At 43.8% G+C, this 20,150-nt stretch carries 21 protein-coding genes; 10 read left to right on the top strand and 11 right to left on the bottom strand.

Features of this window, described 5'->3' with window-relative positions:
• Positions 1 to 2: 2 nt before the first annotated feature.
• The 3 genes from CLV59_RS26220 to CLV59_RS26210 are packed head-to-tail and all read left to right on the top strand — an operon-like array spanning position 3 to position 2,005.
• On the top strand, positions 3 to 752 hold the full coding sequence (locus CLV59_RS26220) for an MBL fold metallo-hydrolase (protein WP_245950956.1): 750 nt from the start codon (positions 3 to 5) through the stop codon (positions 750 to 752).
• A 9-nt stretch (positions 753 to 761) separates the two neighbouring features.
• Positions 762 to 1,589 carry a helix-turn-helix domain-containing protein gene (locus CLV59_RS26215; protein ID WP_111595071.1) on the top strand — a complete coding sequence of 276 codons (828 nt, stop codon included), beginning with the start codon at positions 762 to 764 and terminating at the stop codon, positions 1,587 to 1,589.
• A gap of 59 nt (positions 1,590 to 1,648) precedes the next feature.
• Positions 1,649 to 2,005 carry a nuclear transport factor 2 family protein gene (locus tag CLV59_RS26210; RefSeq protein ID WP_111595120.1) on the top strand — a complete coding sequence of 119 codons (357 nt, stop codon included), beginning with the start codon at positions 1,649 to 1,651 and terminating at the stop codon, positions 2,003 to 2,005.
• A 38-nt stretch (positions 2,006 to 2,043) separates the two neighbouring features.
• Here the strand turns inward: CLV59_RS26210 and CLV59_RS26205 are convergent, their stop codons facing one another.
• The 8 genes from CLV59_RS26205 to CLV59_RS26170 form a co-directional block, all read right to left on the bottom strand.
• Positions 2,044 to 2,532 (bottom strand): hypothetical protein, encoded by a 489-nt coding sequence (locus CLV59_RS26205; RefSeq protein ID WP_111595070.1) that lies wholly within the window; start codon positions 2,530 to 2,532, stop codon positions 2,044 to 2,046.
• Between the two features lie 3 nt (positions 2,533 to 2,535).
• Positions 2,536 to 3,216 carry a hypothetical protein gene (locus tag CLV59_RS26200; RefSeq protein WP_111595069.1) on the bottom strand — a complete coding sequence of 227 codons (681 nt, stop codon included), beginning with the start codon at positions 3,214 to 3,216 and terminating at the stop codon, positions 2,536 to 2,538.
• A 150-nt stretch (positions 3,217 to 3,366) separates the two neighbouring features.
• Positions 3,367 to 3,918: an RNA polymerase sigma factor gene (locus tag CLV59_RS26195; protein WP_111595068.1), complete on the bottom strand. Its 552-nt coding sequence runs from the start codon at positions 3,916 to 3,918 to the stop codon at positions 3,367 to 3,369.
• A 141-nt stretch (positions 3,919 to 4,059) separates the two neighbouring features.
• Positions 4,060 to 5,022, bottom strand: a complete 963-nt coding sequence (locus CLV59_RS26190) for a transketolase family protein (RefSeq protein WP_111595067.1) — start codon at positions 5,020 to 5,022, stop codon at positions 4,060 to 4,062.
• A 52-nt stretch (positions 5,023 to 5,074) separates the two neighbouring features.
• Positions 5,075 to 6,103 carry a UDP-glucose 4-epimerase GalE gene (gene galE / locus CLV59_RS26185; protein ID WP_111595066.1) on the bottom strand — a complete coding sequence of 343 codons (1,029 nt, stop codon included), beginning with the start codon at positions 6,101 to 6,103 and terminating at the stop codon, positions 5,075 to 5,077.
• 31 nt (positions 6,104 to 6,134) lie between these two features.
• On the bottom strand, positions 6,135 to 7,007 hold the full coding sequence (gene rfbA / locus CLV59_RS26180) for a glucose-1-phosphate thymidylyltransferase RfbA (protein WP_111595065.1): 873 nt from the start codon (positions 7,005 to 7,007) through the stop codon (positions 6,135 to 6,137).
• 175 nt (positions 7,008 to 7,182) lie between these two features.
• Positions 7,183 to 8,184: an inorganic phosphate transporter gene (locus tag CLV59_RS26175; RefSeq protein ID WP_111595064.1), complete on the bottom strand. Its 1,002-nt coding sequence runs from the start codon at positions 8,182 to 8,184 to the stop codon at positions 7,183 to 7,185.
• 44 nt (positions 8,185 to 8,228) lie between these two features.
• Positions 8,229 to 8,879, bottom strand: a complete 651-nt coding sequence (locus CLV59_RS26170; protein ID WP_111595063.1) for a DUF47 domain-containing protein — start codon at positions 8,877 to 8,879, stop codon at positions 8,229 to 8,231.
• A 185-nt stretch (positions 8,880 to 9,064) separates the two neighbouring features.
• On the opposite strand from CLV59_RS26170, the gene CLV59_RS26165 reads away from it, so the two are divergent.
• The 3 genes from CLV59_RS26165 (at position 9,065) to CLV59_RS26155 (ending at position 10,841) form a co-directional block, all read left to right on the top strand.
• The gene (locus CLV59_RS26165; protein WP_111595062.1) at positions 9,065 to 9,877 is read left to right on the top strand and encodes a UDP-2,3-diacylglucosamine diphosphatase; all 813 of its coding nucleotides are present in this window, start codon (positions 9,065 to 9,067) and stop codon (positions 9,875 to 9,877) included.
• A 149-nt stretch (positions 9,878 to 10,026) separates the two neighbouring features.
• Positions 10,027 to 10,422 carry a hypothetical protein gene (locus CLV59_RS26160; RefSeq protein ID WP_111595061.1) on the top strand — a complete coding sequence of 132 codons (396 nt, stop codon included), beginning with the start codon at positions 10,027 to 10,029 and terminating at the stop codon, positions 10,420 to 10,422.
• Positions 10,423 to 10,493: 71 nt separating this feature from the next.
• Positions 10,494 to 10,841, top strand: coding sequence for a DHCW motif cupin fold protein (locus tag CLV59_RS26155; RefSeq protein ID WP_111595060.1), 348 nt, complete (start codon positions 10,494 to 10,496; stop codon positions 10,839 to 10,841).
• Between the two features lie 392 nt (positions 10,842 to 11,233).
• On the opposite strand, the gene CLV59_RS26150 is transcribed toward CLV59_RS26155, so the two are convergent.
• Positions 11,234 to 11,512, bottom strand: coding sequence for a YHS domain-containing protein (locus CLV59_RS26150; RefSeq protein WP_111595059.1), 279 nt, complete (start codon positions 11,510 to 11,512; stop codon positions 11,234 to 11,236).
• 93 nt (positions 11,513 to 11,605) lie between these two features.
• Entirely contained in the window at positions 11,606 to 13,663 is a 2,058-nt protein-coding gene (locus CLV59_RS26145; RefSeq protein ID WP_111595058.1) for a M13 family metallopeptidase, read from the bottom strand.
• 157 nt (positions 13,664 to 13,820) lie between these two features.
• On the opposite strand from CLV59_RS26145, the gene CLV59_RS26140 reads away from it, so the two are divergent.
• From CLV59_RS26140 to CLV59_RS26130, 3 genes are read left to right on the top strand one after another with little or no spacing between them, the layout of a single operon-like run.
• A complete protein-coding gene (locus tag CLV59_RS26140; RefSeq protein WP_146616327.1) occupies positions 13,821 to 14,357 on the top strand; it encodes a hypothetical protein in 537 nt (178 codons plus the stop codon).
• A 12-nt stretch (positions 14,358 to 14,369) separates the two neighbouring features.
• Positions 14,370 to 14,807, top strand: a complete 438-nt coding sequence (locus CLV59_RS26135; protein ID WP_211324028.1) for a group III truncated hemoglobin — start codon at positions 14,370 to 14,372, stop codon at positions 14,805 to 14,807.
• Between the two features lie 3 nt (positions 14,808 to 14,810).
• The gene (locus CLV59_RS26130) at positions 14,811 to 16,067 is read left to right on the top strand and encodes a replication-associated recombination protein A (RefSeq protein WP_111595056.1); all 1,257 of its coding nucleotides are present in this window, start codon (positions 14,811 to 14,813) and stop codon (positions 16,065 to 16,067) included.
• Between the two features lie 86 nt (positions 16,068 to 16,153).
• Here CLV59_RS26130 and pbpC read toward each other — a convergent pair whose 3' ends face one another.
• Positions 16,154 to 18,553 carry a penicillin-binding protein 1C gene (gene pbpC, locus CLV59_RS26125; protein WP_111595055.1) on the bottom strand — a complete coding sequence of 800 codons (2,400 nt, stop codon included), beginning with the start codon at positions 18,551 to 18,553 and terminating at the stop codon, positions 16,154 to 16,156.
• Between the two features lie 659 nt (positions 18,554 to 19,212).
• On the opposite strand from pbpC, the gene CLV59_RS26115 reads away from it, so the two are divergent.
• Complete coding sequence (locus CLV59_RS26115) at positions 19,213 to 20,133, top strand: Abi family protein (protein ID WP_111595053.1); 921 nt, start codon at positions 19,213 to 19,215, stop codon at positions 20,131 to 20,133.
• The last annotated feature ends 17 nt before the right edge of the window (positions 20,134 to 20,150 follow it).

Below are 20,150 nucleotides of genomic sequence, written 5' to 3'. Positions count from 1 at the left end.
CTATGGCACGTATTATACCATTATCCGAAGGGTCATTTACCGTAGACGGGACCAAACAATTCACTCCTTTTGACTTAGGAAAAGATAGCATGCAGGATCGTCCGCATGGGTCTCTGCTGGTGGAAATCCAGCCATTCCTCGTCATCACAGACAGGGATTATATCCTTTTTGATGCCGGACTTGGTTTTCGTAACAGCAACGGCGTTATGCAGATTCACCAAAATTTGATTGACCATGGTATTAATCCAATGGAAATCACCAAAGTGATGATGAGCCACCTGCATAAAGATCACTCAGGCGGTATTTCTGCTGTGGACCCCGTTACTGGCGAGCGCAGCCTGACTTTCCCCAGTGCCACTTACTATGTGAATAATGAGGAAATGCTGTATGCGATGGAGCATGCCGGCAAGTCTTATCACTCCGAAGATATTATACTGCTGCAGCAGCGAGATAATGTTATTTTCACTACTGGTAATGGTACCATTGATGGCTATATTCATTATGAACTGACTGGCGGCCATTGTCCTTATCACCAGGTATTTCTGGTGGATGATGGAGAAGATAAAGTGTTTTTTGGTGGAGATGTGGCGCCACAGTTATCTCAGATGAAGAACAGATTTATTGCCAAATATGATTATGATGGTAAACGCAGCATGGAGCTTCGTCAGGAGTTCATGGAGCGTGGCCGTCAGGAAGGATGGAATTTCCTGTTCTATCATGATGTAAAGACGCCAACTATCCGATTCGAATAAAATACCTATATGTACAGCCGCTATGAAAATTTCCGTTTAAGTGGCCAGTCGTTTATTAACACTGCCTGTCATCAGGGACAGGACTGGGCTGCTATTTCCGTATATCCGGGTGCGGCTGTACATGAATTGTATGTCCGGCATACCATTATTAATTTCATCCTGGATGGGGAAAAACGGATGTACAATGGGAATCGGGTATTGCATGTAAAGAAGGGGGATATCCTCCTGATCCCGCCTGGAACCCTTGTCAGCTCTGAGATATTACATACCAGTCGGCCTTTCAAAAGTATGAATCTGGTGATTCCGGATCAGGTAATAGCGCGTAAGCGGTTATTATTGGGAGACACGGAGCCCAAGTCGATGGCCGTTTTACCTCAGGGAAGCGATTGGGAGGGGTTGTTGAATAGGCTGGAACCGGTATTCACCGGGAATGGAGAGGTAGTGGCAGAAGAGGTACAGGAGCTGGTTTGGCATAAATTGTTACAGTGTAAGTCTTTGGCGGGTATGCTGCGTAAAGCGGTGGAATGCCCTATGGATGATATGATGGATCTGTTGCGTACCCGGATGGAAGATATCCGGGATATGAGCGATCTGGCAGAAGCGGGACATATGAGTCCTGCTACCTTAAAGCGCAGGTTCCGGTATTTGTTTGACTGTAGTCCTATGCAGTGGATATGGACCATGCGTTTACAGCGGGCTGCCTTGTTATTACGTTCCGGGCAATGCCCTGTGAATGAGGTCGCTTTTGCGACTGGTTTTTCAGATATTTCACACTTCTACCGGTTATTCAGAAAGAATTATGGCTGTACGCCAGTGCAATGGCGCCAATCGGCCTAAAAATGAGCTTTTCAGCCAATGAGAACCGTGTCTCCCTACCTATCTTGCATTCAAAAAAAATGGAATCGAAAACGACCTTTGCAGCCGAATGGGTAGCAGCCTGGAATGCGCATGATTTGGATGCAGTGATGTCTCACTATGATGACCAGATTGAATTTTATTCGCCGGTGATACAGCGTATCAATAATGATCCTGAAGGGAAAATTGTTGGTAAAGTTGCGCTGGAAGCATATTTCAGGAAAGCGTTAGTTGCTTATCCTGATTTGCATTTTGAGCTGTATCATATATTGGAAGGGATTAATTCGGTGGTCCTGTATTATAAAAGTGTGAATAACAGTTTAAGTGCGGAGATGATGGTATTGAATGAGAAAGGGTTAGTAAAAGAAGTACGGGCGCATTACAAACAGCAGTCCTAAAAAGAAAAGGAGGTGATCATCACCTCCTTTTTTATGGCTTAATGTCTTGGTCTCAATTGCTGATTATTCATCCTATTGATTTTTTGCGAGTTTTGCAGGTGCTTAATCATGATTCTTCGGAATTCTTTTTCACTGTTAAACACAGCACTGGCTTTACTGGCGGGTAGTACGCGCTGGAATTCTGCGGTATATTTTGTTTTGATATCCAGGAATCTTTTATCGTAGCTTAGATCTTTATCCATATTGTTTCTGGCGACAGCGTCGGCATCGGCGGAATGGGTACTTTTAACGTCGATGGATTTGTCACGTTCTTTATCTGCAACAAGTTGGTCCATTTCATTGCGGTAATTATTGTAAACGGGCCAAAATCTGTCGGCTTCTTCTGGAGTTAGTTTCAGGTTTCTAGCCATGAATGCCACCTGGATGGATTTCAGCTTTTTGCCTGCATCATCTTCCTGCGCAAATACATTCGTTATACCAGTTAGCATAACAATGGCTAGCATCAATATTTTAGAAAACTGTTTCATCTATTACTTATTAGGTAATTCATCGTTTCCGAAGGACTCTTCCTGTTGGTATTTCTGCAGTAGTTCACTTGGTAAATCGCCATTGATCTGTTTTTCCAGTTGTTGCATGTTCCCTGACTGTACTGCCTGGGAAAAGATGGCTTCATTATCGAAGGCATCCGCATGGTTTTGCAGATAGGAGGCTATTTCGTCATCACTCACATTGTTCAGTTGATATTCAATGTCGTCAATGATATCAGTGGAATGGTGTTCTGATCTGATAAAGAACAGGGCGCTGGTGCCCATTATAGCGACGACACATGCTGCTGCGGCCCATTGTCTCCAAGGACTGCGGGAGTGGTGACGTATGGGAATAACCGGCGTAGGTTTGGGTATTTCTGCGGAAATACGTTCAAAATAATTTTCAGGCAGGGAGAAGGGAGTACTCCTGGGAATACTTGCCAATAAAGGTGACAGTTCTTCCAATTCTTCCTGTACTGATGATCCATCGTTTTTGATAATGGATAATATAGTTGTAGGTAAATGTTCGAAGTAGTTGTCCGGAACGGAGTAAGGGGGAAACCCAGGCAGCATATCTGCACCGATGGCATCCGAGAGCAGTATTTTGTCTGCTATCAGATCCGGCAGCCCATCGAAATAGCCTGCAGGCATAGAGAAGGGGATCTCTAGGGGCCATTGAGCCATGGGGGCTATTTGGAGCAATTCGTTTGATATGTCTTTACCGTGTTTCATGTACTGATTAGACGCTTTCTGTTGGGAATGGTTTAATGAGATTTTAATCTAGATGGAAAAAAGTTTAAAAGTGTATTAAAAATAGCGGCTGCGGGTTCAGTTTCAACCATTTTTAATAAATTCCTCTATTTTTTTCACCGCATGATGGTAAGAAGCTTTCAGTGCGCCTTCGGAAGTATCCAATATTTTGCTCATCTGCTCATACGGCATTTCCTCATAATATCTCAAATTAAACACAATTCTTTGTTTTTCAGGTAGTTGCAATATGGCCTTTTGTAGTTTCCATTCCAATTTATTGGGATCGAACTGTGTATCGGCTTTAAGTTTATTGCTAAGACCTGTTTCCACATCAGTGAGGGAGACAGCATGTTTTTTCTTTTGCTGTTCGAGGAAGGTAAGGCATTCGTTGGTCGCGATTTTATAGAGCCAGGTATATAGCTGGGCATCTTCGCGGAAGCCTTCCAGGTTTTTCCACACTTTAATGAAAACATTTTGCAGTACGTCATTGGCATCTTCATGGTCAATGACAAGCCTGCGAACGTGCCAGTAGAGCCGTTCCTGGTATTTTTTGAGTATGAGCGTAAATCCCTTTTCTCTGGTTTCCGGTTTCCGGTAAATAGCCAGAAGTTCTTTATCGTCCTGTGTAACGGCCATAGGTTAAATGGTTCAAGACATCTTTAGTCATAAATATAGATAAAAAAATATACTGATAGTTTAATACGGGGCTGTAGTAAATAAAAAAAGAACAGCGTCACGGGAGGGTGACGCTGTTCTTTATATACAGTTAAGACTGATTTATTTCTTTTTACGGGCCATTGCTTTTTCGGCAGCAGCTACGATATGATCTGGAGTCAGGCCGTATTTGGCGAGGAGTTCCATTGGTTTACCGCTTTCTCCGAAAGTATCGTTGGTACCTACATATTCGATAGGTACTGGCAGATGACGGGAAGCAACCTGTGCGATACTGTCGCCCAGACCGCCGAGGATATTATGTTCTTCTGCGGTAACTGCGCAACCGGTTTTCTCCAGCGATTTCAGTACTGCTGCTTCGTCCAGAGGTTTGATGGTGTGGATATTGATGATTTCCACGCTGTATCCTTTTTCTTCCAGTACTTTACCGGCTTCTACGGCGAGCCATACGAGGTGGCCGCAAGCGAAGAGGGTAACATCGGTACCTTCATGGAGGATCTGCGCTTTACCGATTTCGAATTCCTGGTTTTCCGGTGTGAAGTTGGGCCATTTTGGACGGCCAAAACGCAGGTATACCGGGCCTTCGTGGTCAGCGATAGCGATGGTGGCAGCTTTGGTTTGGTTGAAATCGCAAGGAACGATTACAGTCATACCAGGAAGCATTTTCATCATACCGATATCTTCCAGGATCTGGTGGGTAGCGCCATCTTCACCGAGGGTCAGACCTGCGTGGGAGGCGCAGATTTTTACGTTTTTGCCGGAGTAGGCAATTGACTGACGAATCTGGTCGTACACTCTTCCTGTAGAGAAGTTAGCGAAAGTAGTAGTATATGGAATCTTACCGCCAATGGTCATACCGGCAGCGATGCCCATCATATTGGCTTCCGCGATACCTACCTGAACAAAGCGATTAGGAAATTCTTTAATAAAAGCATTGAGTTTCATGGAGCCGAGCAAATCTGCTGTCAGTGCCACTACATTAGGGTTTTTACGACCCACTTCAAGAATACCCTCACCGAATCCGGCGCGGGTTTCTTTTTCATTCATCGGTTGAATATCTTTAACCATAACGGATATTTTAAAATGATCGCGTAAAAGTAAGTGATTAGAATGATGAATTCTAATTACTTAAAACTTTATCCCGGAGGCTTACTTCCCACTGCCAGGCGGTGCGCATAGAATCTTCGATGCTGATCTGAGGGATCCATCCGAGTTTTTCTTTAGCGCGACTATTATTGGCGTAGATAGAGATTACATCTCCTGGGCGACGTGGGCCCATGGTGTAATTCAGTTTTACCCCGGAAATTTTCTCAAACGCTTTGATGGCTTCCAGTACGGTAACGCCATTACCGGTGCCCAGGTTAAAGATTTCGCAATTGCTGGCGTTATTATGATTGATCAGATACTGCAACGCTTTCGTGTGTGCGTTAGCGATATCAGTCACGTGGATATAGTCGCGTACGCAAGAACCATCGCGGGTATCGTAATCGGAGCCAAAAACAGTCATTTTCGGAATTTTTCCGATGGCTGTTTGGGTGATTACAGGCACCAGATTATCTGGTTTACCCAGCGGTAATTCGCCGATCAGGCCGGAAGAATGTGCACCAACCGGGTTGAAATAACGTAAGATGATAGATTGGGTATTGTTCACCCGACTGTAATCTTCAATTATCTGTTCGCCCATTTGTTTGGTACGTGCATAAGGGGACTGTGCTTCGCCGATAGGGGTTTCTTCCACTACAGGGAGGGCTGTGGTGTTGCCATACACGGAGCAGGAAGAAGAGAATACCAGGTTAGGCACGTTGAATTCCTTTACGCATTTGAGTACGTTGATAAGGGACGTCAGGTTATTGTGGAAGTACAGTAAGGGATCAGCCACTGATTCCGGAACGGTTTTCAGTGCTGCAAAGTGTATCACCCCTACGATATCTCTGTTTTCATGGAAAACGGCGTGTGTATCTTCCAGATTGCAGAGGTCTACCTTGTAATTACGGACTTTCTTTCCGGTAATTTTTTCGATGCCATCCAACAATTGCGTGGTACTTCTGATGTTGCTGTCTACAGAAACCACATCAAAGCCATTATTAATCAGATCAACAATAGTATGCGCGCCGATATAGCCACAACCACCGGTAACAAGAACCTTCATGATAATTTGAGATTTACAATTTTATATGTTATCAGATTACTTTCTGTTGGAGTACGGTTTCCAGGTATTGGCCGTATCCGCTTTTCAGCAAAGGTTTGGACAATTTCTGCAACTGTTCAGCATTGATAAATCCTTTACGGTAGGCGATTTCTTCGATACAAGCAATTTTAATGCCCTGTCTTTGTTCAATTACCTGAACGAATTGGGAGGCTTGCATCAGGGAGTCGAAGGTACCAGTATCCAGCCATGCTGTTCCGCGAGGTAAGATAGAAACTTTTAATTTGCCACGCTTCAAATATTCCTTGTTGACATCTGTAATTTCATATTCGCCTCTAGGACTTGGCTGGAGGTTTTTGGCGATTTCTACTACTTCATTATCGTAGAAATAGAGTCCTGGAACAGCGAAGTTTGATTTAGGTTTCAGTGGTTTTTCTTCAATAGAGAGCACTTGCATACTATCAGAGAATTCCACTACGCCATATCTTTCAGGATCGGATACCTGGTATGCATATACGATTCCGCCATCGGGATGTACGTTATTGGCTAGTTGTGTTCCGAGACCGGCGCCATAGAAAATATTATCGCCTAATACCAGCGCTACATTATCCTCTCCGATGAATTTCTCTCCAATGACGAAGGCTTGTGCCAGTCCATTAGGCTGTGGCTGTTCCGCGTAGTGGAGGTTGAGTCCCAACTGGCTGCCGTCGCCGAAGAGGCGTTGAAAAGCCGGTAAGTCATGTGGTGTGGAAATAATAAGAATATCTTTAATGCCAGCCAACATTAAAGTGGACAGTGGATAATAGATCATTGGCTTATCATAGACTGGCATAATCTGCTTACTGATTGCATAAGTGATGGGGTGCAGTCGGGTACCGGAACCGCCGGCCAGGATAATTCCTTTCATTGGTTTTACAAATGGTTTAGTAATCGTACAAAAATAGTGGTTTATGGGTATAATTTCAGAGCACACGTTTGCGTGAAATGAAAATGCAGCGGTATTGGCCGGAGGGCTGGCTGTCTCCCATAAAAAAAACCTGCGCGGAGCGCAGGTTTCACAAAATATAGATCAAATGATACTATTAAATAAAAAGGCTGGAGATGGCATATACCAATGCAGCCAGTAAGCCACTGATAGGGATGGTCAGTACCCATGCCCAGAGGAGACTTACGGTAACGCCCCATCTTACAGCGGAGAGGCGTTTGGTAGCGCCTACGCCCATGATGGCGCCAGTGATTACGTGTGTGGTACTGGCAGGGATACCCAGATGTTCGGTGAGGAACAGGGTAACGGCGCCGGCACTTTCCGCAGCAACACCTTCCAATGGCGTTACTTTGGTGATACGGGTACCCATGGTTTTAACGATTTTCCAACCGCCGCTCATGGTACCTAATGCGATGGCGGTAAAGCAGGCGAGCGGAATCCAGTCCGGCATGGCCTTGATATTTGGAATATAGCCTGCGGAAACCATGGCAGCAGCAATGATACCCATTACTTTCTGGGCATCGTTACTACCGTGGCCCAGACTCAGTGCAGCACTGGAGAGCAGCTGTAGGCGCTTAAACCAGTTTTCTGCATGGAATGGATTGGCTTTGCGGCAGATATTCACAATGATCAGCGTGATAATAAATGATACCACCATACCGATTAAAGGAGCAAGTACGATAAAGTATACGATTGGCAGTACTTTATGGTAGTTGATAACGTCCAGGGTACGGGCGCTGGTAACAGCTGCTCCGATGAAGCCCCCGATCAGGGTATGGGAAGAACTGGAAGGAATTCCCAGCCACCAGGTAAACAGGTTCCAGGTGATGGCAGCTACCAGTCCGCAGAAGATTACTTTTAAGGTAATAAACTGTTCAAATACAGAACTGGCTACAGAGTTGGCAACTTTAAATTCCTGAATTACATATTTGGCAATAAAGAAAGCGGCAAAGTTGAATACTGCGGCCCAGAGTACTGCCTGAAAAGGGGTCAGTACCTTGGTGGAAACTATAGTGGCTATAGAGTTGGCGGCATCATGAAAACCATTGATATAGTCAAAAATGAAGGCCAGAATGATAATAATAACTAGTAAAGTCATGTTGCTACCGGAATTATACGGTCAATACAAGCAGTAGGTCCTGATTAGGAGTACTTGATAATAATGGTTTCGATCACGTTGGCACAATCCTCGCATTTGTCGGTAGCGATTTCCAGTGCCTGATAGATCTCACGCATTTTGATCAGTTCTGCTGCATTTTGTTCTGTATCGAACAGTTCAGCGATAGCCATATCATAAATATCGTCGGCATGGTTTTCCAGGCTGTTAATTTTCACGCAAGCATCGGTGATTACGCGCATGTTGGACATGCTGCGGAGTTCGTGAATAGCCTTGTGCAGTTCCAATACGCCCAGGTGAATCAGTTCAGTGAGTTTACGGATGCTATCGTTGATGTTGTGAACTTTGTAGATGTCCATTCTTTTGGCAGAACCATGGATATAGTCGGCAACGTCGTCCAGGGTAGCAGCCAGGTAGTGGATATCTTCACGGTCAAATGGCGTAATGAAGTTTTGACCTAGTTCAACAAATATACGGTGGGTGTAATCGTCGTTTTTATGCTCCAGTCGCTCGATCAGATGTACTTTATCTTTTCTGACAGACAGATCGGAGGTGGCAACCAGCTCATTGAGCACCTGGGCCATTTCCACCAGGTTGGAAGCTACATCTTCGAAGAGAGAATAAAATACCCGGTCTTTCGGCATGAATAATTTAACAAAAGAATTGAAGCCTCCCATACATTTGAGTTTAAAAATTTGCCGCAAAAATAGCTTGCACAACCGATAGCTTCCAATTAAAAGTAGGAATTAATAATTCCTTAACATTGGATTAATATAAAAGTAATATAGCGATTTTTCCTTTGTATTGAAAATAATACTCATAAAACAGGGGGTGCAAGCACCTTGTTCATACCTACAATTGAATGTCAGAAAAGCGCAGATTAGATATAGCTGTTATCTCAGACGTCCATCTGGGGATATACGGCTGTCACGCCAAAGAGCTAATACAGTATCTGGACAGTATAGATCCCCGTATACTGGTGCTGAATGGAGATATCATCGATATCTGGCAGTTCAGCAAGAGGTACTTTCCCAAGGCACATACCAAGGTTATCAGACGTATTCTCAAAATGATTGGAAAAGGCACGCAGGTAGTTTACCTGACGGGCAACCATGACGAGGCCATGCGTAAATACTCCGGTTTTGAGCTCAGTAATTTCAAAATTGATGATAAACTTCTGCTCGAGGTAGACGGCAAAAGACATTGGTTTTTCCATGGGGATGTATACGATATCACCATGAAAAATTCCAAATGGCTGGCTAAACTCGGCGGTAAGGGATATGATCTGCTGATTATACTGAACCGACTGGTGAACAATACCCTGGAACGCTTTGGAAAGGAAAAGATGTCCTTCTCCAAAAAAGTGAAGCAAGGGGTGAAACAGGCGGTGAAGTTTATATCCGACTTCGAGCAAACTGTAGCGGAGATTGCGGTGGATAAGGGAATTGATGTGGTGTGCTGCGGGCATATCCATCAGCCGCTGATTAAGGAAATGCATATAGGAGACAAAACTGTACTATATCTGAACTCCGGCGATTGGGTGGAATCCCTTACTTCTCTGGAATATGTAAACCAGGAATGGACTTTATACCATCATCCTGTTACCAGTTCTAAGCAGGCCCTGCCAGAAGAAGATGATGATCTTCCATTGGTATTTCCAACAAATGCATTCTAATTATTTACATATTTATTAAAAATATATAAGTTTCACATAAACATAACAGCCACTTAATATTAAATTAAAGGTAAGCTGGTAAGTTTGCCACAGAATAAATTAAGTATCCGTTTTGGACCATTTGGAATTGAAAGATCACTATTAATAAAATGAAAGTACTCAAGTTACATCCGCACATGACCATTTCCCTCCTGCAAATGCAGATGCAACGTCTGCTGAGCTGTAATGTGGCGGTATATATGCGTCATTCATTAGCGAATGCGTTCGATACCCTACAGGAAGCGGGATTTGGCGAGGAAGCCCTGGTGGAATTTCCTATTGATGAAACCTTGAGCCTGCGGGAATTTGAGGAGGAAGTAGAAGAGAGATTCAATTTCACACTGGAGTTGTGTAATAAAGATAATAAGCCATTCACCAATAAGAGTCAGCATCTGTTCCAGATTTCCTCCTCTCAGCCGAGAAAAGAGGAAAGGAATTATCAACTGGATATTTCATTGGATATGCTGATCAATAACAGGGGATCGCAACAAAATATTTCGTTCTAAGTTGAGTTAAGTCTTGATTGTTAAAGAAAGTCCGGTTGCTTCTGCATCTGGACTTTTTGTATTTTAACCCTATGAAACATCCTATCCCTTTCCAGTGTATTGATTGGAATACTATCGCAGTTACCGAACATCCGGGTATTACGGGGACAGCATGGTGGCAGACCTTACAGCATCCGGGTTTGCGCATCCGCATTGTTACTTATTCTCCTGGTTACCTGGCGGATCATTGGTGTAAAAAAGGACATATAGTACATTGTCTGGAAGGCAGTTTTATCAGCGAGCTGGAAACCGGTGAAGAATATGAACTGCAGCAGGGTATGACCTATGTGGTTTCGGATGAATGGAGTACTCATCGGTCCCGCACAGAATTGGGAGTGAAACTGCTAATTATAGACGGTGATTTTTTACAAACCCCATAAGATATTTTCGTTTACCCGATCCCGTTATTACTCCAGCGTTAATGTCGAAATAATGATCAGTTAATATTACGATAACAACCTGCAGGTAATTTTGCGTGGCAGATAATTGTCTGCCATACCAAACCTGTTACCCGTACCTGACCTTAGCAACCATGCTGTAAGCGGCCATTCGGCAACAATACTGGTTGTCTCCCTAAAATATTGGATTTACAGTGGACATTGGCTGGTGGGACAATTTTACTATTGGCAGGAGGAGGATTTGGGGAGACACGGATCTGTGAAGTGGAACAGTCCTTCTTTGGTAAGATTAATTATTGGGACTTAACGTTGATTATAAGCTGTATTTACTTGAATCCCCGTCCCGGGTTTCCGGGACGGGTTACTTATTATAATTATTTGCCCAGTTTTGCCATGTATTTCTCTGGCGCTTTAGAGAATACTTCTTTGCAAGTAGGAGAGCAGAAATGGATAGTATCAGTTTTGTAAACGGTAAACTCGTGGTAGCTGGTATCATAAGGCATTTCACAAACTGGATCTGGCAGTTTGCCAGCAACGGTCTGTTCTGCTACCGGAGTCGCTTCAGGAGCGGTTTCGGGTGCTTTTTCAGCTGGTTTGGATGACTGACCACAAGACATAATGAATAAAGCCGCGGCTACGAGTACATATTTCATTTTCTATGATATTTGAACGATCAATAAATAAAGAAAGAGGCAAAGTTATTTAAAATAACCTTGCCTCTTTGCTATTGATTTATGAATGGGTGATTACCAGATCACGACGCGTTGGTCGGCAGGTAAAACCATTTTGTTGCCATCTTTGCAACCCCATGCCTGCTGGAATTCAACCAGGTGAGGCAGCGGGCCGTTGATACGCCATCTGGCCGGAGAATGCGGATCTGTCTGGATTTGCTGACGCAGAGCGGCATCTGTGATATTAGCATGCCATACCTGTGCCCAGCCCAGGAAGAAACGTTGTTGCCAGGTGTAACCATCGATTGGTTTAGGTTCGCCTTTACCCTGGAAGGATTTTTCCAGTGCATGGTAAGCGAGGGTCAGACCGCCGAGGTCAGCGATATTTTCACCGATAGTGAGGGCGCCATTGATTTTGAAGCCAGGCAGTACTTCGATGCTGCTGAAGTATTCGATATAGCGTTTAGCCAGTTTATCGAAGTTTTCGCGATCGGATTTGGTCCACCAGTTTTTCAGGTTACCTTCTGCATCGAATTGAGAACCCTGGTCATCGAAACCGTGGGTGAATTCGTGGCCGATTACTGCAATGATACCGCCATAGTTGATGGCATCGTCTGCGTTGGCGTTATAGAAAGGAGGCTGAAGGATACCTGCAGGGAATACAACTTCGTTGTTCAGTGGGTTGTAGTATGCATTTACAGTTTGAGGAGTCATACCCCATTCTGTTTTATCCACTGGTTTACCGATTTTGTCAACGTTTTCTTTATGTTGATACAAAGAAGCGCTGATGGTGTTTTCCACCAGTTTATCCTTTTCAATATTGATGGAAGAGTAATCTTTCCATTTGTCAGGATAACCGATTTTGTAAGTGAAGGAAGCCAGTTTTTTATGTGCCATTGCTTTGGTAGAATCGCTCATCCAGGTGAGTTTATCGATTCTTTCACCGTATACAGAACGCACGTTTTCAATCATTTCTGATACTTTCTTCTTAGAGCTTTCCGGGAAGTATTTCTTCGCGAAGAGTTTACCCAGCGGCATACCCATTACAGCGTCGGTAGAGCGGATAGCGCGTTCTGGGCGGGTTTTCTGGGCTTTAGCGCCAGACATAACCGTTCTGAAGAAGTAGAAGTTAGCTTCGTCGAAAGATTTAGGCAGCAGACCAGCGAAGTGGGTCAGCAGTTGCCATTTGGTGTACGTTTTCAGTACTTCCATTGGCGTAGCTTTCAGCAGGCCGTTGGCATCAGACAGATACTTTTTGTTTTGGATGATCAGGGTATCAGCTTTGATATCCTGGCTTTGGCTGAAGCTATCCCAATCGAAATCCGGAGCCAGTTTTTTCAGCTCAACGAAAGCAGCGCGATTGTAAGTTGCCTGAGGATCGCGGAGTTGAACGTTGGTGAGCTGGAGTTTAGCCAGTTTGGTTTCGAAGTCGAGGATGGTTTTACCTGGAGTAGTTTCTTTGAAACCGGCCAGGGTAAACATTTTGTCGATATGTTTTACGAATTCGTTGCGTACGTTGATGGTAGCGGAATCCTGTCTGTCGTAGTAGCTTTTTTCACCGAGGGAAAGACCGTCCTGTCCTTGGTACAGTACGTTCATTTTGCTGTCTTTCGCATCTGCCTCTGCATAGAAGCCTGTGAAGGTAGAAATACCGATTTTCTGTAGTTCACCAGTCACCTTTGCCCAGTCGGCCAGGGATTTTACGCCCTCAATCTTATCCAGATAAGGTTGTAATGGGGTGATGCCGCGTTTGTCGATGGTAGCGGTGTCGAGGTAGGAAGTGTAGAAATCAGCGATTTGTTGTTCTTCAGTACCTTTTTTGAGGTCAGTTTTGGCGGTGATTTCAGCGATGATACCTTTCAGACGTACTTCCTTGTTTTGTTTATCCAGTACGTTGAAGGCGCCCCAGCGGCTTTCTGTAGAGGGAACAGGGTTGCTTTTCTTCCAGTTGCCGTTGGCGAAGTTGTCGAAATCTTCGCAGGATTTGTAGGCACTGTCGATATCTGCCATGTTGAAGGCCGGAACTTTGGTTGTGTCGGCACCGTTTTGTTGCGTGGAACTGCCTGAGTTACAAGCAGCGAAAGTAACCATCGCAGCCAGTAACGGTAGCTTTACCGCATTGGTTTTACTCATATTAAAATCAGGTTTTACTTAAAGTTATTGAAAACACAGCACGTAACATAATTAGTATTACATGAGTGGCAAACTTCGCCAAAAGTGATGGTTCTACCTAAAAACCGGAAATTTCTGATTAATTAGGTAGGTTTGTAGCTGGTAAAAAGATATTTTAATGACTTTTAGGTTAAGATTATACAGAATTTTAACAGGAATAGGGCTACTCCTTGGTAGTTTTCTGACCATCAGGGCTTTTCTCATGGTATTGATGACTGGATTTTCCCTGGGGGCGTTGACCTCCCTGTTTTTTATGAGCATCTTTTTTGTGCATAGTCTGTTGTCATTGTACCTGCAGCGAAGTTTGCTCCTGCCTCAGATTCCATTGAAAGAAAATACGCCTGGCGGTATCCGCATTTTAGGCGGTATCATCTTAGTGATTACAGCGCTTTGGATCCTCGGAGGGGTCACCCTTGTTACGATGAACCAGCAGATGGTAGACATGCTCCGGGATATGGTGAAAACCACCCAGCCGGATGCCGTACCATACCTAACGCCCAATGTATTTCGTACAGCCGGCGTATTGGTGTTGCTGCTGGCAGGCGTGTATTTTGTTAATGTGCTCCTCTCCTTCAGTTTCCTCCGTAAATGGAAGGAAGAACAGCAAAAACGGGAGAATGAGCAACATCCGGATGATGATAACCTGATGTTATAATGATCAAGTAATATGGAGAGACGGGAGATTAAAACGAGGGAAGATATTGAGTTGCTGGTCAATTCATTTTACGACAAGGTTCAGCAAGATGAAGTCATTGGCTTCATTTTTAAAGATATTGCCAAAGTGGATTGGGCGCGTCATCTCCCTACCATGTATAATTTCTGGGAAAGTCTGTTGCTGGAAAGCGGCAGCTATCGTGGGAATGCCATGGAACCACATTTCAGGATAAATAAAAAGATTCCGCTGGAAGCCGCTCATTTCCAGCGCTGGATTCAGTTGTTTGAAGCTACAGTAAATAAATTATTTACCGGAGAAACCGCCGCACTGGCAATCACCCGGGCCAAATCTATTGGCGAAATCCTGTTGTTCAAAATGAACAGCATTAATCACCCTGATCCAAACAATAAAAAAATTCCGCTCGTTAACCCGGGCAATCAAAAAGGATAGTGTATGCAACCACTTGCAGAACGCCTAAGACCGGCTAGCCTGGATGATCTGGTAGGTCAGGAACATCTTACAGGGCCGGATAGTATTCTCCGGAAAGCCATTGAACAGGGAAGAATCCCATCTATGATATTATGGGGTCCGCCAGGTGTGGGGAAAACTACCATTGCTAATATTATCGCACATACATTGAACGTACCTTTCTACACGCTTAGCGCCATTTCTGCTGGTGTGAAAGAGGTGCGTGAGGTCATTGAGATGGCGAGGCGACAGCAACATGCGGTATTATTTATCGATGAGATTCACCGTTTCAATAAATCTCAGCAAGATGCCTTATTAGGCGCTGTGGAGAAAGGAATTATTACGCTGATCGGCGCTACGACAGAGAATCCTTCTTTTGAAGTAAATGCGGCCGTACTCTCCCGTAGCCAGGTGTATGTACTGAAGCCATTGGGGCCTGAGCAATTAATGCAGTTGCTGAAGCAAGCCATGGAAAAGGATAAGTGGTTACAGTCCAAAAATATTGAGCTGAAAGAAACCACGGCTTTATTCAATATTTCCGGTGGTGATGCCCGCAAATTGTTGAATCTGTTTGAACTGGTAGTAGGTACTATACAGGAAAGTCCTGTAGTGATTACAGATAAAGTAGTGATGGAAATTGCCCAGCAACGGGTAGCCATATACGATAAATCAGGGGAGCAACATTATGATATCATCTCTGCCTTTATCAAATCTATTCGTGGTAGCGATCCCAATGCCGCAGTGTATTGGCTGGCACGTATGATCGATGGTGGAGAGGATGTGAAGTTTATAGCTAGACGACTGGTCATCCTGGCTTCAGAGGATATTGGGAATGCCAATCCGAATGCCTTGTTGCTGGCTACCAATTGCTTTCAGGCGGTTAATCTGATTGGCTATCCGGAGTCCAGGATTATTTTGTCTCAGTGCGTTACATACCTGGCCTCTTCGCCAAAAAGTAATGCCGCTTATATGGCGATTAATACTGCACAGCAGGTGGTCGCTAAAACAGGAGATCTGCCGGTGCCGATGCATATCAGGAACGCCCCTACGAAAATGATGAAAGAGATGGGGTATAATCAGGGATATGCTTATGCACATGATTATGAAAATAACTTTGTGCTCCAGGAGTTTTTACCAGATGCGATCAAAGGCATGAAGATGTATGATCCCGGAAAAAACGCCAGGGAAGATGAATTGAGAAGGTATCTCAAACAATTGTGGAAGGATAAGTATAACTATTAATAGTTATGGTATCAAAGAAACTATATATAAAGCCGGAAGTGAAGTCACTTCCGGCTTTTCTTTTTCCTTCGAAATATCGGCCTTTTTTAATGTTCTCTTTCTTTTTCAAGGATGGTGAAATCAGCGGAGATACGTTCTCCGTTTTCATCTACCAATGTGATGGTATGTTTACCAGCATTAGGACGTAATGCCATTTGATGGAATTCAGTAGTTGTGCCGATGAAATTATTATCCAGATGCCAGAATATTTTGGCAGCAGTATTGCGGTGTGTGGCGGTGAAGATGGCCTGTCCCGGGCTACCGTCGATTTCTACGGGAACGAATATACGTGCATTGGCGCGTGGGTATATCAGTTCCATAGGGGCTTTATCCTGGCCAAGAGAGGCCAGGCATTCCGGTTTATAGGGAGGCAATGGTTCATAGTAGTTTTTACTGCGATAATAAAACTCCTGTGAGGGCGGTAAAATGAACCATGCTTTATGCTGCATGTATTGTGGCGATTCGCAGGCTTCTGTTACCCTGAATTTACCGGTTCTGTCCAGATGTACTAATTGATGATATGGGCAGATGCCGGAACGGATGCCTGCAGCTGGCACCCAGATAGAGTCTTTATCATCACATAATTCATTGGCTCTGTAGCCGCTTTTTTTACATACTTCCACTTTTTTCATCTGGTCGTATGGGGCTGTAAACCAGCCACTGGTATGTAGTTGACGGAATACTTCGAAGAGTATGGGAGCGGCTGTCTGTACTCCGATGAGTCCGGGTCTTCCTTCTCCATCTGTATTACCTACCCATATGCCTACTACATATTGCGGTGTAACGCCGATGGCCCATCCATCTCTGAAACCGAAGCTGGTACCTGTTTTCCAGGCTACGCGCTGCGTGGAAGAGAACTGTTGCCATAGTAGTTCTTCTCCCGGCCGCATTACTTCCGTCATGGCTTCGAATGTCCACCAGATGGAAGCTGCATCCAGCACGCCATTGCGACTGAGTCCATGCTCAGAGGGTTGTGCTGCATTCAGTACATAGTTGGGTGGATGAATATCATCGAGGTCATATTTTCCTTTGTATTGGTCGGTATGCAATAGGATGCGGGCCATGCTGGCGTACATGCCGCACATTTCCCAGAGCGTAGTTTCTCCACCTCCCAGGATCATGGACAGGCCATAGTGATCCGCAGGTTTGTTGAGTGTGGTGATACCCATTTGTTTGAGTAACGAATGAAAGCGTTCATAACGATATATCTGCAACATTCGTACAGCAGGGATATTCAGCGATCTGGCCAATGCTCTGGAGGCCGGTACGGCGCCATCATAGCCCAGGTCGAAGTTTTTGGGGGAATAGCCTGCGATTTGGGTAGGAATATCTGGTATCAGCGTATTAGGCAGCATGAGGCCATCGTGGAGCATGGCGGCGTATAATACGGGTTTCAGCGTACTACCGGGACTGCGTCTTGCCTGTACCACATCCACATGGCTTTCCAGCTCAGGATCTCCAGGATTATAAATGTTACCTACATAGGAGAGTGTATTACCTGTTTCGACGTCCAGTACTAGCGCTGCAGCATTGTTAATACCATTGGCTTTATAAATCTGATGATAGCGTGTAACGATTGCCGTTACATTTCTCTGTAAGGCCGCATCCAGTGTTGTTTTGATGCGGGTGTCTTCTGTGATATGTTGTTGTTTGAAGTCCGAACGAAATTTGTCCAGCAGATGCGGCGCATCTTGCGGCAGCGGGAGAGGCTGATTTGGCAAGGGTTCCAGCTGGGCGAGTTCGTAAGTGCTTTTATCGATGGTTTTATTCAGATAAAGTTTCTGCAACAGTTGGTTACGTTTGTTGAGTAATATTTGTCTGTTGCGGCCGGGGTGTACTAATGCAGGGGAATTCGGTAATACTGCGAGTGCGGCCATTTCGCCCCAGGAGAGTTGATCTGCTTTTCGGCCGTAATAGCGCCAGGAAGCGGCTTCCAGACCTACAACGTTTCCTCCGAAGGGGGCGTTCGCGGCATAGAGTGCAACGATTTTATGTTTGGAGGCGGCGAATTCGAGTCTGGTAGCTAATATAGCTTCTATGCATTTCTGCCAGAGGTTTCGGGGTTTATTGCGGGCGATACGGATCACCTGCATGGTGAGGGTACTGCCGCCGCTGACTACTTTATGTCCGCTGATATTTTGTTTGATGGCTCTGGCCATTGCGATGGGATCTACGCCCCAGTGGTAGTTGAAGCGTTTATCTTCATATGCGATGATACACTTTTTAAATTTTTCAGGTACATGATCATTGTAAGGAAAACGCCATTGTCCGTCAGTTGCGATACTGGCATTGAGGAGGTCTCCGTTGTTGTCTTCCAGTACATATGATGTTGGGTCGTTGAACAGGTGTCTTGGCAGACAAAAATAGTATGCAATGAGTACTACGGTGAGGGCAGCCAGCCACCACTTTTTTCGTTTGCACCATTGTTTGAATTGCTGTAGGGTCATTGGTTTGCAATGATAGTATAAAAGTTTGATCTGTTCATTTTTATTAATTTAATATTGATACTTATGAATAACTAATAATAGTAATATTTATTGAAAATTAATAAATTATAATTGTGTCAGAGACGATGACACAATTTAAAAATATTTTTAATTAAATGAGCGTGAATGCGCAGTTCGATGCGCTGAAAATTACGATCGCAGCGTGAAAAATATTGGAAATGTGGGAAGCAGGAATTCGTGAATTTTTCCGTTTAGAGTGATGGCAAAATTTAAATGTTTGATCTGTTCATTATCATTAAGATAAGGGTACTAAGAATGAACAAAATGGATAAATCTATTTGAGTAAATGTAGTTAGCTTGCGATTATTGTTTTTAACCATTCTTCTGCTAAAATTTAATCAACTATTTTATGGATGAAATTCAGACAGTAATTGGATATTCTACCCTTAACATATACATAGATAAGTATAGTGAATATGATAAGTGTATTGAAAATCAATTTTTTATAGTATTCATGAGAGTCACTTTGATGCACAATATGTATGCTCTAAAATCAAGGGAGACATTTGTTGATTTAAATCGAAAAAACTAATTTTACATTAACCGTACCCGCCACGCTTCTCGTAAGATCAGCGCACCCAGGCGGGGCTTTTTTTTCTATGACCCTCACTTACAATAAGCCTGCTTTATCTATCCAGCAGCAAATAATATTATTACAACAGAGAGGAGTGATTTTTAGTGATCAATCAGAAGCAATACATTTTCTGGAAAACGTTGGTTACTACCGCTTAGCAGGGTATTGGCAAGATTTTCAGACAGATAGAATTAATCATATTTTCTGCACTGGTACTAATTTTAAGCAAATTATTGAATTATATAACTTTGATCGTGAATTGAGGTTGTTGCTGATAGATGCTATTGAAAGAATAGAGGTTTCGTTCAGATGCAGGCTTTCTAATATGATGAGTATTCCGTATTCGCCAACCTGGTTTGCTCATAGTCATCTGTTCCATAAAGAAGACTTATTTGATACAGTTCTTGAAATAATAGATAATGAACTTGCTCGGTCTGGTGAAAAGTTCATTTTGCATCATGATAAAATATATGGAACAGATAGATATCCGCCGGCATGGAAAACGTTAGAAGTCCTTTCTTTTGGTACATTGTCTAAACTTTATGGTAATATTCGCAATGACATTGCTGAGAAGAAAGCGATTGCTAAATCATATGGGCTCAGCACTGTGGAATATTTACATTCCTGGATACAGGCAATAAGTGTTTTGAGAAATATTTGTTCACATCATGGCCGTTTATGTTATCGGATCTTTGGTTATCCTCCTAAATTAATGCATAAAGGAAGCTTGCCTTGGATAGTTCGGGAAAACATGCCATCGTCAACTAGTCCTCATATCCAGTTCTTATTCCTGCAACTCTGCACTGTACGATACATTTTACATACAGCAAGTCCTCAGGCTAACTTTCATACTAAGCTCAAGGAACTCATAGTGAATTATCCATCCATAGATGTGGATAAAATGGGTTTCTCTAAGGGATGGGAAGAAGAAGCTCTTTGGAAATAATACAAGTTATAAACAAC

It is taken from the genome of Chitinophaga dinghuensis, assembly GCF_003259435.1.
Taxonomy (GTDB): domain Bacteria; phylum Bacteroidota; class Bacteroidia; order Chitinophagales; family Chitinophagaceae; genus Chitinophaga; species Chitinophaga dinghuensis.
Note: the sequence above shows the minus strand (reverse complement) of the source record. Positions and strands in the feature narration are given on the sequence as shown.

Bases quoted from the DNA above. Each gene is read 5' to 3' on its own strand.
- CLV59_RS26165 (WP_111595062.1), top strand. From the start codon at position 9,065: ATGTCAGAAAAGCGCAGATTAGATATAGCTGTTATCTCAGACGTCCAT.
- CLV59_RS26160 (WP_111595061.1), top strand. From the start codon at position 10,027: ATGAAAGTACTCAAGTTACATCCGCACATGACCATTTCCCTCCTGCAA.
- CLV59_RS26200 (WP_111595069.1), bottom strand. From the start codon at position 3,216: ATGGCTCAATGGCCCCTAGAGATCCCCTTCTCTATGCCTGCAGGCTAT.
- CLV59_RS26220 (WP_245950956.1), top strand. From the start codon at position 3: ATGGCACGTATTATACCATTATCCGAAGGGTCATTTACCGTAGACGGG.
- CLV59_RS26170 (WP_111595063.1), bottom strand. From the start codon at position 8,879: ATGGGAGGCTTCAATTCTTTTGTTAAATTATTCATGCCGAAAGACCGG.
- CLV59_RS26215 (WP_111595071.1), top strand. From the start codon at position 762: ATGTACAGCCGCTATGAAAATTTCCGTTTAAGTGGCCAGTCGTTTATT.
- CLV59_RS26205 (WP_111595070.1), bottom strand. From the start codon at position 2,532: ATGAAACAGTTTTCTAAAATATTGATGCTAGCCATTGTTATGCTAACT.
- CLV59_RS26195 (WP_111595068.1), bottom strand. From the start codon at position 3,918: ATGGCCGTTACACAGGACGATAAAGAACTTCTGGCTATTTACCGGAAA.
- rfbA (WP_111595065.1), bottom strand. From the start codon at position 7,007: ATGAAAGGAATTATCCTGGCCGGCGGTTCCGGTACCCGACTGCACCCC.
- CLV59_RS26210 (WP_111595120.1), top strand. From the start codon at position 1,649: ATGGAATCGAAAACGACCTTTGCAGCCGAATGGGTAGCAGCCTGGAAT.
- galE (WP_111595066.1), bottom strand. From the start codon at position 6,103: ATGAAGGTTCTTGTTACCGGTGGTTGTGGCTATATCGGCGCGCATACT.
- pbpC (WP_111595055.1), bottom strand. From the start codon at position 18,553: ATGACCCTACAGCAATTCAAACAATGGTGCAAACGAAAAAAGTGGTGG.
- CLV59_RS26155 (WP_111595060.1), top strand. From the start codon at position 10,494: ATGAAACATCCTATCCCTTTCCAGTGTATTGATTGGAATACTATCGCA.
- CLV59_RS26135 (WP_211324028.1), top strand. From the start codon at position 14,370: ATGGAGAGACGGGAGATTAAAACGAGGGAAGATATTGAGTTGCTGGTC.
- CLV59_RS26140 (WP_146616327.1), top strand. From the start codon at position 13,821: ATGACTTTTAGGTTAAGATTATACAGAATTTTAACAGGAATAGGGCTA.
- CLV59_RS26130 (WP_111595056.1), top strand. From the start codon at position 14,811: ATGCAACCACTTGCAGAACGCCTAAGACCGGCTAGCCTGGATGATCTG.
- CLV59_RS26115 (WP_111595053.1), top strand. From the start codon at position 19,213: ATGACCCTCACTTACAATAAGCCTGCTTTATCTATCCAGCAGCAAATA.
- CLV59_RS26150 (WP_111595059.1), bottom strand. From the start codon at position 11,512: ATGAAATATGTACTCGTAGCCGCGGCTTTATTCATTATGTCTTGTGGT.
- CLV59_RS26190 (WP_111595067.1), bottom strand. From the start codon at position 5,022: ATGGTTAAAGATATTCAACCGATGAATGAAAAAGAAACCCGCGCCGGA.
- CLV59_RS26145 (WP_111595058.1), bottom strand. From the start codon at position 13,663: ATGAGTAAAACCAATGCGGTAAAGCTACCGTTACTGGCTGCGATGGTT.
- CLV59_RS26175 (WP_111595064.1), bottom strand. From the start codon at position 8,184: ATGACTTTACTAGTTATTATTATCATTCTGGCCTTCATTTTTGACTAT.